Genomic DNA, 12238 nt, shown 5'->3' on the forward strand with positions numbered 1-12238 from the left:
CCGGGTTTGACCCGCAAGCCGCTCGAAACCATGGGCGCGCATTGCTCGCCGATCGGCGAAATGATCTTCGACAACTTTCCAATTCCCGTGACGAACCGGCTCGGCAACGAGGGCGACGGTTTCCGCATCGCCATGGCCGCCTTCGACCACACCCGCCCGGTGGTCTCGGCGGCGGCGGTGGGCCTGGCGCGCCGCGCCATGGAACATGCGGTGAAGTACGCCAAGGAGCGCCAGGCCTTCGGCGTTCCCATCGCCAAGCACCAGGCCATCGCCTTCATGATCGCCGACATGGCGAAGGACATCGAAGCGGCGCGCCTGCTCGTCTGGCTTTCGGCCTGGACCATCGACCAGGGTCAGCGAAACACCCTGCAGGCAGCCTTCGCCAAGGCTTCGGCCGCCGACACGGCCATGCGCGTCGCCCTCGACGCGGTGCAAGTCCACGGGGGCTTCGGCTACAGCACCGAGTACCCGGTGGAAAAGCTGATGCGCGACGCCAAGGTGTTCCAGATCTACGAGGGCACGAGCCAAATCCAGCGTCTCATCATCGCCAAGGAGATCTTCGAGCGAGCTTGAGCATGCGAAGCGTCGAGATCCTCCGCCGCTATGACGTGGTCCTGTGCGACATCGACGGCGTCCTCCACCGGGGCCCTCAGGCCATCGAAGGGGTGCCGGCGTTTCTCCGCGCCCTGGAGCCCGAGGGGCCGCGGCTCTTCTTCATCACCAACAACGGCACGGCGCTGCCCGAGCAGATCGCCGCCTGGCTGGGAAAGCTCGGCCTGGAGATCGACACCTCGCGCCTCGTCACCGCCGGCGAGGTGCTGGTCGAGGAGTTCCGCGACCGCAATCTGGTGGGACAGCCGATCCTGAGCGTGGGCAACGAGCCGGCCTCCGAGTACATCCGCCGCGCCGGCGGGCAGGTCATCCCGGAGGCGCAAGCGCGGCAGCGCTACGCCGAGGCCAAGGCCGTGGTCGTAGGCAGCTCGCGGCAGCTCAACAAGGAAGTCCTGGATGCGGCGTGCAACGCCGTCTATCGTTGCGGCGTGCCAGTGATTTGCACCAACCCCGACGTCTTCACCCCCACCGGGAACGGCGAGATCACCCTCGTCGCCGGGGCCCTGGCGCGCATCTTCGAACGCGAGCTTGGCGTCGCCGTACGCTGGCTCGGCAAGCCGCACCGGCCGATTTTCGACCTGGCGTTGCGGCGCCTCACGGCTCTGACCGGCCTCGAAAAGCCTCGCGTTCTCGTGGTGGACGACAACCTGGAGAGCGGCATCCGCGGCGGCGCCAGCATGGGCTTCGACACGCTCCTCGTCCTCACCGGTTGGCACCGCAACCGCGAGGAAGCGGAAACGGTCATGCGCCAACAAGACCTGCGCCCCACCTACGTCCTCGATTCCCTCGTCGACTGATGGATCTCCTCCTCGAAGCCGTGGTGCGGCTGAACCGCCTGTTCCCCAAGCCACGCGTGGGCGGGCGCGAGTCGGACGACGCCTATTCGGAGTGGGAGTACCGCGTCGGCCGTGAGATTTTCCAGGAACACTTCCCCGGCGCCAACCTGGAGGGTGCCCGCGTCCTCGACGTGGGCTGCGGCCTCGGGGGCAAGACGGTTTGGTACGCCGAATCCGGGGCTCGGTCTGTGGTGGGCTTGGACCTGGAGCCGAAGCACGTGCGGCAGAGCCGGGCCTTCGCCGCCGCCCGCGGCCAAGCGGCGCGCATCGCCGTGCTGCGCGGCGATGCCATGCGGCTTCCCTTCGCCACCGGCAGCTTCGAAGTGGTGACGGCGAACGACTCGCTGGAGCACTTCGCCGCTCCGGCCGAGGCGCTGCACGAGCTGGGGCGGGTGCTGCGCCCTGGCGGCCGGCTCTTCCTCTACTTCACGCCGTACAAGTCGCCCCTCGGTTCACACCTCTACGATCACGTGAAGATTCCCTGGTGCCAGCTGCTGCTTTCGCGCCGGCTGCTGTACGGGACGCTGGCGCGCGCCGTGCACGACGAGGAGCGCGCGCGGGGCGGCAGCGACATCGAGGCGCGCGCCGCGCAACGCACGCGCGAGATCATCGCCTACTTCGAGGGCAACGTGAACCGCATCACCGTGCGACGCTTCCAGGAGATCCTGCGCGCCGAGCCCGCCCTCGCCGCCCGGCGGGTGCACTACACCGTGCCCCGCTTCCACTTTCTCCAGCCGCTCCTGGCCTGGCCCCTGGCGCGGGAGTTCCTCGCTGGCCTCGTCTTCGCCGATCTGGAGCGCGTCTGAGGCCGCGCCCGCGGCCCTTTCGGGGCCGGGGACCCTGCGATAATGTTGGAGATGGCCCGGCCAGGCCGGTTTCGAGGTGGAGAGCGAAGATGAATGGGGAGAACGTGATGGACCGCCGCGGGCTCGCCCTCGGCGTCTCCCTGGTCCTCCACCTCCTTTTCCTCCTCCTCGCCTGGTACGGGGCCCCGGTCGTCGCCGCGCTGCTGGCCGGTTCTCACAAAGCGACACCGACGCCCACACTGGTCACCTTCCGCATGGGCGACGTGGTCGCCGACGTTTCCGACGCGAGCCGGGTGGCCGAGCCGCCACCCACCGACATCCAGGCACGGCAGAACTCCCGTGCCGCCGACCTGGTGCCGGGGAACGAGGACACGCCGGTACCGGCGGGCGGCCAGGTGGGCCTCGACAACAGCATTCCCGGCACCGGGGCGCAGGAGGAGCACGCTGGCGCCGCCGGGGCGCCGGACGCCGCCGCGGCAAAGAGCGCCGCGACGAAAGGAGCGGCGACGGAGCAGGCGGAGAGCTCGACGCCACCGACGGCCGAAGGGGATCGCATGCAGGCCAGCTTGCGCGACGCGCTGCCCTCTTCGTCCGAGCAGATGCTCACCGGCCGGCGTGCGCAAGCGGCGGCGCGCCCCGGCTATGGCGCCCGTCGCTCCGGCGAGTTCGAAGACGTCGGTGCCCTCGCCTTCGGCGAATACGCTTTCAGCACCCGGGCCTGGGACTACGAACCCTACTGGGTGCACATGCGCGCCAAGCTGTACGCGGCGTGGAATCCGCCGGTCGCCTACACGCAGTACGGCATCATCCAAGGCGGCTCGACCATCGTGCGCGTCACCGTGCACAAGGACGGCACCATCTCGGATGCCCAGATCCTGCAGACCGACGGCCACGAGTCGCTGCACCGCTCGAGCCTCGCCGCCATGTTGGGCGCCGCACCTTTCCGTCCCCTGCCCGAAGACTTCCCCGATCCAGAACTCGTCGTGACCGTGCGCTTCGTCTACATGCCACCGGGCGCAGCGCGAAACGCGCCTTGACGCCCTCCCCGAGCCCGTGTTGACTGGCCGGGGCCCGGACGCGCCGGACCCGAGAAAGGAACGCATGCGCAGGCTGCTGCTCCTGGAACGAAGCGCCGCGCGCGCCGTCACGGTGCTCGTGCTCTTCGTTGCCTGCATCCTCGCCTGCGGTGAGGACGAGCCCACGGGCGTCGGGCAGGACCTGCGCACCGCTCCTGACACCTTGCTCGTCTTCGAGACCTCGAACGTGGTGACGGACTCCGTCTACTCGCTGCCGGTGTCGCTGCGGAGATCCCCCACAGGGCAGATCGGCAAGCAAGGGCCTTACACGGCGCAGATCCTCTACGACTTCCGCGTTCCATCCTTCATCGTCGAGGATGCGGACACGTTGCGCCTCACTAGGGGACACTTCGAGGTCGATCTCACCAAGGTGACGACGTCGCCGTTCACCGGCATCATGCACCTCGGCATGCGGGAGGTGGCCCTTGCAGCCCGCGGTTGGAGCACCTCCGCCGTCTTCGATTCCACCGTCCTCACCGCGCTTCCCGAGTTGCTCCCGACTTTCGTGGGCGACACGCTCGTCGCCGACACGGACTTCCAGGCGGACGAGCCCAAGCTGACCATGCGCGTGGATGTCCACAGCCTGGTGGATTTCGACTCGGTGCTCGCCCGCTCCGAGCCGCTGACCGTCAACGTGGCGCTCGTCTTCCTCGGGTTCACCGCAGGCGGCCCCGGCTTCGTCAACTTCCTGCAGATCAACGCCGCCAGCGTGCCGCTGCCGCGCTTCGTCGGTTCCTACGTGGATCCCTTGAACCCGACCACCACCGGGAGCGATTCCCCCGTCGGACCGGCGCGCCAGCTGGTAGTGGTCGAGTTCGATTCCGCCTACAGCCCGGGCAGCAACTGGGTGGTGAGCGATGCACAGCGCTTCCACACCTTCTTTTCCTTCCCCGCTCTGGACAGCTTGCGGAGCTCGATCCCCCAAGAGGCCTTCGTGCATCGCGCCGATCTCATCCTCACCCAAGCGGCGCGCGGCGACACCATTTTCGGTGTCGGTCCAAACGTGGGTGTCATCGTGCCTTCCGACGCGGCGCTCACCGACAGCACCCTCGTGTTTTCTGAAGGCGAGAACAACCGACCCATCGCCCTGCCGCAGCCGGAGTCCCAGACCGACGTGGCGGGGGTCTCGCTGACGCCCAACGCAGGCGTCCAGGTGGTCATGGAAGTCACCGTGTATCTCTTCGAACAGCAGGAGGGCACGGTGAAGAACCGGGGCATGATCCTGCGACTCTCGAACGAAGGCACCGGGGCGCGTCACTTCGAGTTCCTGGGACCGACGGCGATCGACACGGCGCAGCGCCCGCGCTTGCGCATCATCTATGGTTTGCCCGCCGACTTCGGGGAGGGGCATCCATGAAGGGACGCTGGCCGCGGATTGCCTGGAGCCCGGTGCAGGTCGCTCCGTGGTCAGTGCTTCGGAGCGGCGCCTCGGCTCTGCTCCTGCTCGGAGCCTCTGCTCTGATCCTGCTCGGGGCGCTGCGCCCGGCCGCGGCTTCGGAATCGATCTTCGGCCTGCAGTTCTTGGGCACGAGCGACGAGACTGGCGACGGCCGCGCTCGCGGGCTCGGCATCCTCGGCGTGGCCCTCGACGACACGACCACCGCGATCACCCCCAACCCGGCCGCGTACGGCGGCCTGCACTACATGACCTTCTCGTTCATGGGGGTGATGGGCTCGCGCACCGCGCGCACCGCGACCGAGGAAGTGCAAGATGGTTTCGCCCGCTTCCCGCACGTGCGCGTCGCCATCCCGCTCTTCGGCCGGGTCGTGCTCGGCACCGGCTTCTCGGGCTTCCGCAACACCCGGGGTGGCTTCAGCCTCGCCCCCCGCTCCATCGACGGGCTCGGGTACAGGCAGAGCTTCGAACGAGACGGCTCGCTGTACACGCTCCCCATCGTGGTGGCGGCTGGTATCGGTTCGAGGGTGCGCGTCGGTGTCTCCGTCGATTTCCTCCTCGGGACGGTGGACGAGAAATGGATCAGCGCCGGGGATTCGCTGCTCAATCTCGCCACTCGCCGGCGCGATGAGATGCGCGGCACCTCGGTGCGGCTCGGCGTCATGTCCGCGCCGTGGCCCTGGCTCCGTGTCGGCGCCGCCTGGTCCCCCGAGTTCAACGCCGAGCGCGAGCGGCGCACGACCTTGGAAGACGCCACCCCTGGTTCGACGGCAGCTCCCATCCGCCATTCGAGCCTGAACACCGACGTGAACCTGCCGCAGATGCTGCAGGGCGGCGCCGCGATCAAGCTCGGGCGGGAGTGGCTCGTCGCCGGGGATTTCCTCTGGCGCGATTGGCCCACCTACGATGGCAGCACCTACGAGGCCTCCGGCGTGCGGGCCGAAACACGTTACGGCGCCGGACTCGAGTATCGCGTCGGCATCTGGTCCTACATCCGTGCCGGGGTGTCGCGCTGGACCTGGGGTTTCGACGCCGAAGGCGCGGCGGTGCGGGAAACGGCCATCCACTTTGGCGGCGGCGTGCCCCTTTCGCCCGGCAAGGGAGGCGTGCACTTTGCCCTCGAGCACGCCTGGATCGGCAGCCTGGCGGACAACGGTCTCGAGGAGCGCGCCTGGCGCGTGGTGGTGAGCGTTTCGGGGCAGGAGACCTGGCTCCGCAAAGCGCCCCATGCGCGCTGAGGACAGCCCCGGGAAGCCGTTGCGTTCGCCGGGCACGCGCTCCCGGCCGCCCGGGAAGGCCCGGAGCCGGGCGCTGGATCGAGCGCTGGAACTATAATGGTTGGCTCGGGCTATCATGCGGAGGCTCCCGGGAGGGGGCCTCAGAACAGGAGAAAGGTTCCATGCTCGCCCTGCGCCGGATCGTTCCTCTTCGTAGCTTCTGGACTTGGTTGCTCGCGGGACTGTTGCTCCTGCCGCTCCGGAGCGGCGCCCAGGACAAGACGCCGCTGCAGAAGGAACTGGAGGGGAAGACGCCCCGCGATCAACTGGTCTATTTGAAGGGAATCGTGGACGAAGGCAAGGGGACGAAGGAGACCTACTTCCACCTGGGGAACGCCTATTTTCAGACCGGCGATCCGACCGGAGCCGTCGGCGCCTTCCAAAAGGCCATCGAACTGGATCCGAAGTACTTCAAGGCCATGGTGAACCTGGCCCTGATGTACGACGAGCAGGAGCGTTATTCCCTCGCCATCGAGACGCTGGAGCGCGCCGCCGAGATCGATCCCAAGAGCCCCGATGTGTGGAGCCACATGGGCAACTCCTACTACGCCCAGGGTGAGCACTCCAAGGCCATGGACTTCTACCGCAAGGCCCTGGGGTTCAACCCCAATGCGACGCACGCGCTCTACAGCATCGGCGTCGCCTTCGCCGACGCGGGGATCTTCCGCGAGGCCGTGCGCTACTGGACGCGGGTGGGCGAACTCGAGCCGGATTCGGAGCTGGGGAAGAACGCCGCCGAGAACGTCAAGCTCCTGCAGCAGTACCTCGTGCCCCACTAGAGTCGAAGTGAGCGCAGCCGCCATGCCCTTCCTGAGCGACCCCTGGGTCGAGCGCGACCTCCACGGCGAGACCGTGCTCCTCGCCATGAGCGGCGGCGTGGACAGCAGCGCCGCCGCCGTGCTCTTGCAGCAGCGCGGCGCCCGCGTCCTCGGCTTGACCATGAAGAACTTCTGCTACTCCCAGGTGGAGAGCGAAGGCGACACGAGCTGCTGCTCCCTCGGGCAACTGCTCGATGCGCGCCGTGTCTGCGAGCAGCTCGGCATCGAGCACTTCCTCCTCGACGTCACCAAGCCCTTCGGTGCCCGGGTCATGGACCGCTTCGTCGAGGAGTACGAGGCCGGGCGGACACCGAACCCCTGCGTGGACTGCAACCAGTCGGTGCGCTTCCCGATCCTGCTGGAGCAGGCGCGAGAGCTGGGGGCAGCCTACGTGGCCACTGGCCATTACGCCCGCATCGCTTGCGATGCGCGCGGTCGCCCTTTCGTCCGCCGCGGCGCCGACAGCGCCAAGGATCAGTCGTACTTCCTGCACGGCGTGCCCGAGGCGTGCCTCGAGCGCACGCTCTTTCCCCTCGGCGGGCGGCGCAAGGAGGAAGTGCGCGAGGTCGCCAAGGCGGCGTCGCTGCCCGTCGCCGCGAAGCCGGAGAGCCAGGAGATCTGCTTCCTGCCCACGGGCAATCGGCGCGAGTTCCTGGAGAAGCGCCGGCCGCCGCGACCGGGAGTGGTCAAGGATCTCGAGGGACACACGCTGGCGGTGCATGACGGCATCGGCCAGTTCACCGTGGGACAGCGGCGGGGCCTGCAGGTGGCCGCCGGCAAGCCGCTCTACGTGCACCATCTCGAGCCGGAGACCGAGACCGTGGTCGTGGGCGACGAGGATTCGCTCTGGCGCCTGGGTGTCGAGCTCGAGGCGTTCTGGTGCCGCGGTTCCCTCGAGGCGGAGGACCTCGCCGTGCAGCTCCGCTACCGGAGCGCGCCGGCGGCGCTCGCCGCGCTCGAGCTGGGTGTCGGCACTGCCGTCCTCCACTTCCGCTCGCCCCAGCGCGCCGTGGCGCCCGGACAGGCAGCGGTCCTCTACGACGGCGACGTCGTCGTCGGCGGTGGTCGCATCCGCGCGGCGCTGCCGTGAACTCCGAGTGACGCGCCGCGACTCTTCGATCCCCTCACCAGTACCAGTTGAAGTCGAGAACGCCGCTCAGCTGATCCGACCACGCGAGGTCCTCGCCGAACGCTTGGTAGTCGAACTCGACGTGGGGCCCGAGGGCGAACTTGCGGCTGAGGCGCCACTCGTAGCCGGCGGCGAGGAGGAAACCGAATCCCGTCTCGTCGCTCTCCGTGGTGGCGCTCCCGCTGTCGAGCTCGACGCTCACGACCCCGAACCCGACGCCGCCGCGCAGGAGCACGCCGCTATTCCCCGGGAAGTACGAGATGGCGGCCGTGTGGGTCGAAAACGTCCAGGTGAAGTCGCCGAAAACGGTATCGAAGGTCCGCAGCCAAGCGCTGCCTTCATAGTGCAACACGAGATCCGGCCGCAGCGCGTAACCGATGCGGAAGTTTCCCACCCCGCCCCACTCCCGGTCGTCCCCGTCTTCGATCCCGGCGTTGCCGCCACCGACGCCGAATCCGATCATGAAGCCGTTGCGGTCATGGGGATGGCTTCCGGCGCTTGCAGAGTTCGCGACACACAGGGCACCAAGAGCCCCGATGGCGAACAAGACCTTGAACCTGTGCACGGCCTTCTCCTTTGGCAAAGGTGCGACGTCGCGAACACACCTTAGAGGAGACAAAGGCTCGGGTGAAAGTTTGACATTCGCTCGAAGTTTCTCGATACTCGACGCGTGGTGACGCGATCCTCGGCGTTCGATCCGCCCGAATACGTCTCCTGGCAGCCCGGAGACGCAGTCCTCCGGGAGTGGGAAGAGACGCTGCAGGCGTCCCGGGCGCGCGCGCGCCTGATCGAGGCTCTCTCGCCACGCCGGCACCTGGATCTCTATGCCGGCCTCGTCTGCACCCGCCTCCTCGACACCTCCCTCAAGCGCTGGGTGAAGCAGGGCGTGATCTCCAAGGCCTGGCTCGGGACCGGCGAGGAAGCGGTCACGGTGGGCAATGTGCATGCACTCCGGCGCGGGCCCGGCGGCGACGTGGTCGGCCCCATGATTCGCAATGCCGGCGCCTATCGCGAGATGGGATTGCCCCTCACGGCGGTGTTCAAATCCTACCTGGGGACGCACGACCAGCCCTGCAGGGGCCGGGATCTGCACATTGGCGACCTCGAGCTAGGCGTCGTGGCGCCCATCAGCATGGTGGCGGCGCTCGTGCCCGTGTGCGCTGGCATCGCCCTCGCCTTCCGGCAGCGCCGCGAGGACCGGGTCGCCCTCACCTGGGTAGGGGACGGCAGCGTCCGCTGTGGCGATTTCCACGAGGGCATGAGCCTTGCGGCGGCGCTGAGCGTGCCCTTAATTGTCGTAGTGCAGAATAACCAGATCGCCCTCGGCACGCGTGTCGAGGTACACACGAGAGCGCCGCTCGAGCAGCTGCACCTCGCCTACGGCGTCAAGGGTTACCGCTGCGAAGGCAACCATGTCCTCGACGTCTACGCGGCCACGATGCAGGCCGTGAGCGATTGTCGCAAAGGCCGCGGTCCCGTGCTGCTCCTCAGCAACACTTTCCGCATGGGCGGTCACGCCACACACGACGAGGCCGAAGCCCGGCAGCTCGTCCCTGCGGCGCTCTTCCGCTACTGGGGTGAACGGGACCCCATCGGTCTCTACGAAACATGGCTCGAGCGTTCGGCGCTACCCCTCGAAGAAGGACTCGAAGGCGCCGCGCTGGCAGGCCTGCCGGCAGCGCGCCCGGCGCGCAACCGCGCCGTCCTCGAGCACGTGGCGCAGGCTGCCGCAGCCGAGGTCGAGGCCGCTGCGGCGGAGGCCCTCGAGAGCCGGACGCATTCCATGCCCGACGGCAGCGACGTGGATCACGGCGTCTACGCGCGCCCCATCGAATGAACGTGCCGCATCCGTTGCGCTCGGCGCGAAGCCGACTCCTGGTCGCCTTCGTCGCCGCTCTCGCCGCCACGCCGGCTGGCGCCATGGCGGGCACCTTCGCCCTCGAAGGCTTCGGCAGCATCGGCGGGCCGGTGCGCCCGGAGTTCTTCAGCGCCGGCTGGGGCGGGGGCTACGGGATCGGCGGTGGCCTCGGGCTCAGCACGAGCCGCACGGACATCATGCTGCAGGGGGAGTTCGCCCAGTTCTCTTTCCAAGGCTACGAGGGTCTGGGCAACTTGGGCGGCGAACGCCGCTTCTCGACCCTGGCACTCTTGCTGCGCTATCGGGTCTGGGAGCGCGTCAGCGCCAAGCACGAAGGCCTCGCGGTCGCCGCGAGCGCCGGTTGGGGACACCAGTCGATCGCGGGCACGTTCGGCGAGGGCCAAGGTGCGCAGGCGCTCCTCGGCGACGGGACGGAAGACGGGCTGGTGTGGACGGCGGGGCTGGAGTTCGCCCGCGACCTCTACCGCACCACGCGCTGGGCCGTAGGTCTGCGCTACTCGCAGTTCCACTTCGAGAACGAGACGCCCGCGCACGTGACGCTCTGCTTCGCCCTCCGCATGCCGCTCGCCGGCTCGCGCCCGGGATCTTGACCTGGGCTGCATGGCGAGGGGATAGTGCCACGACCTGACGAAGGGCCGTGTACCCCCTGCGGGAGGCAACGTGGAGAGCCCGCCGCCGCGGATCTACAACCTCTTCCCGCGTCTCGTCGGTCCCATGCCGCTCTGGCTCGAGCACGCCCGCCGGGCCAAAGACATGGGTTTCGACTGGCTACTCCTCAACCCCATTCACTATCCCGGCTTCTCCGGCAGCTGCTACGCCATCAAGGATCCTCGCCGCGTCGATCCGCTACTTCTCCCCGAGGGACATCCCGACCGTCACTACGAAGACAAGCTGCGCGGCGACGGCGGGATGGAGCTTCTCGCCCGCACCCTCGCTGCCATCCGCGCCCTCGGCATCCGGCCGATGCTGGATCTCGTCCTCAACCACACGGCGCGGGATGCCTTCCTCGTCCGCGAGCATCCGGACTGGTACCGCCGCGACGCCCAAGGCCGGGTCGAGAGCCCGTCGGCCATCGATCCCGCCGACGCGCGTCGCGTCACCGTCTGGGGCGATCTGGCGGAGCTCGATCACAGGAGCGCGGGATTGCTCGACTATTGTGTGCAGCAAGTGGAAAGCGCTCTCGCGCTCGGCTTCGAGGGTTTTCGCTGCGACGCAGCTTACAAGGTGCCGGGCACGACCTGGGCGCGCTTGCTGCAAGCGGCGCGCCGCCGCTTTCCCGGCGTGCTCTTCCTCGCCGAGACGCTCGGCGCCCGACTCGAGGAAGTGGCGGCGTTGCGTGACTCGGGGCTCGAGTACCACTTCAACAGCTCGAAGTACTGGGCCTTCGACCGGGGCTGGGCTCTGCAGCAGCAACGCGACCACGGCGCTTTCTTACGCTCGGTGTCCTTCCCGGAGTCGCACGACACGCCGCGCCTGTGGGTGGAAACCGGAGGCAACGCCGCGGTGCAGCGCCAGCGTTACGCCTTTGCCGCGGCCTTCGCGAGCGGCGTGCTCGCGCCCATCGGCTTCGAGTACGGTTTCGCGCGGCGGCTCGACGTGGTCGAGACGCGACCGGAGAAGTGGGAGAAGCCCCAGGTGGATCTCCGCGACTTCATCCGCCGTGTGCACGAGGTTTGCTGGAGCACCGAGGCTTTCCTCGGCGAGGAGGTGGAGGCCTGCACTCCTCTCGATGGCGCTACCCTCCTTCTGGAGCGAGGTACGAACCCGGAGCGACGAAGTGCAATGACGGAGCGGCGAGATGCGGTGACGGAGCGCCGAGATGTGGTGATGGAACACCGAGAGGTGCCCGTGACGCCGCGACGCGCGGCTACGAACGCCTTCATCGCCCTCAACAAAGACTGGCGGTCGTCGCAGACTCTCGCCTTGCCGCAGGCGGCACGCGGGCGCCGGGTGCTTCGCGTCTGTCGCGACGAGGCCAGTCCGAGTGTGGGGGAAAGCAAGGCCGCGATGGCGGCTGGCGATGAGACTGCCGGCGCCGTTCTCACCCTTGCTCCTGCCGAGGTCGTGTATCTCGTGTGAGTCCCGCCGAGGCCTCGCCCCTCGTTACTCTCACGCCGAGGGTTGTCTCTCTCGTTGGACTCTCGTGCCCGAGTCTCAGCCCCGCGCCACGATGTCGCGCAGCTGCGCGGCGATGATGGCGGCAGGGCCGTGGAAGCGCCGGCCGTGCCCTGGAAGCAACCACTCGCAGGGGTGATCGACGAGCTTCGCCACCGACCGCAATTGTTCGGGCCAGGAATACCAGGCGACGCTGCGCGAGGCGACGAGACGCTGCCGCGTGGGGGACCACCACAGGTGGTCGCCGGAGAACAGGAAGCGCTGCCGGTAGAGGAGCACGGTGTGCCCGGCCGT

The 12238-nt window shown here is 68.4% G+C and carries 13 protein-coding genes; 11 read left to right on the top strand and 2 right to left on the bottom strand.

Features of this window, described 5'->3' with window-relative positions; translation table 11 throughout:
- The 8 genes from VFE28_17260 to mnmA form a co-directional block, all read left to right on the top strand.
- Window positions 1-573 (top strand): acyl-CoA dehydrogenase family protein (locus tag VFE28_17260; protein HZM17748.1); only part of this gene is annotated, 573 nt, incomplete at its 5' end.
- 2 nt (window positions 574-575) lie between these two features.
- On the top strand, window positions 576-1409 hold the full coding sequence (locus tag VFE28_17265; GenBank protein HZM17749.1) for an HAD-IIA family hydrolase: 834 nt from the start codon (window positions 576-578) through the stop codon (window positions 1407-1409).
- Window positions 1409-2254 (top strand): class I SAM-dependent methyltransferase, encoded by an 846-nt coding sequence (locus VFE28_17270; GenBank protein ID HZM17750.1) that lies wholly within the window; start codon window positions 1409-1411, stop codon window positions 2252-2254. The genes VFE28_17265 and VFE28_17270 overlap by 1 nt, the downstream gene beginning before the upstream one ends.
- A gap of 89 nt (window positions 2255-2343) precedes the next feature.
- Window positions 2344-3291 carry a TonB family protein gene (locus VFE28_17275; protein HZM17751.1) on the top strand — a complete coding sequence of 316 codons (948 nt, stop codon included), beginning with the start codon at window positions 2344-2346 and terminating at the stop codon, window positions 3289-3291.
- 64 nt (window positions 3292-3355) lie between these two features.
- Complete coding sequence (locus VFE28_17280; GenBank protein ID HZM17752.1) at window positions 3356-4687, top strand: hypothetical protein; 1332 nt, start codon at window positions 3356-3358, stop codon at window positions 4685-4687.
- Window positions 4684-5964: a hypothetical protein gene (locus VFE28_17285; GenBank protein ID HZM17753.1), complete on the top strand. Its 1281-nt coding sequence runs from the start codon at window positions 4684-4686 to the stop codon at window positions 5962-5964. Before VFE28_17280 ends, VFE28_17285 begins: the two co-directional genes overlap by 4 nt.
- A 161-nt stretch (window positions 5965-6125) precedes the next feature.
- On the top strand, window positions 6126-6782 hold the full coding sequence (locus VFE28_17290) for a tetratricopeptide repeat protein (GenBank protein HZM17754.1): 657 nt from the start codon (window positions 6126-6128) through the stop codon (window positions 6780-6782).
- A 7-nt stretch (window positions 6783-6789) separates the two neighbouring features.
- Entirely contained in the window at window positions 6790-7911 is a 1122-nt protein-coding gene (mnmA, locus tag VFE28_17295) for a tRNA 2-thiouridine(34) synthase MnmA (protein ID HZM17755.1), read from the top strand.
- Between the two features lie 34 nt (window positions 7912-7945).
- On the opposite strand, the gene VFE28_17300 is transcribed toward mnmA, so the two are convergent.
- On the bottom strand, window positions 7946-8515 hold the full coding sequence (locus tag VFE28_17300; protein ID HZM17756.1) for an outer membrane beta-barrel protein: 570 nt from the start codon (window positions 8513-8515) through the stop codon (window positions 7946-7948).
- A gap of 105 nt (window positions 8516-8620) precedes the next feature.
- Here VFE28_17300 and VFE28_17305 point away from each other — a divergent pair, with 105 nt between their 5' ends.
- The 3 genes from VFE28_17305 to VFE28_17315 all read left to right on the top strand — a co-directional run bounded on the left by VFE28_17305 (window position 8621) and on the right by VFE28_17315 (window position 11908).
- Entirely contained in the window at window positions 8621-9787 is a 1167-nt protein-coding gene (locus VFE28_17305; GenBank protein HZM17757.1) for a thiamine pyrophosphate-dependent dehydrogenase E1 component subunit alpha, read from the top strand.
- Window positions 9788-9789: 2 nt separating this feature from the next.
- Window positions 9790-10419: a hypothetical protein gene (locus VFE28_17310; GenBank protein HZM17758.1), complete on the top strand. Its 630-nt coding sequence runs from the start codon at window positions 9790-9792 to the stop codon at window positions 10417-10419.
- A 70-nt stretch (window positions 10420-10489) separates the two neighbouring features.
- A complete protein-coding gene (locus VFE28_17315) occupies window positions 10490-11908 on the top strand; it encodes an alpha-amylase (GenBank protein ID HZM17759.1) in 1419 nt (472 codons plus the stop codon).
- Between the two features lie 75 nt (window positions 11909-11983).
- Here VFE28_17315 and VFE28_17320 read toward each other — a convergent pair.
- On the bottom strand, window positions 11984-12238 hold a 255-nt coding region (locus VFE28_17320), incomplete at its 5' end, for an MBL fold metallo-hydrolase (protein ID HZM17760.1).

The organism is Candidatus Krumholzibacteriia bacterium (assembly GCA_035649275.1).
GTDB lineage: Bacteria > Krumholzibacteriota > Krumholzibacteriia.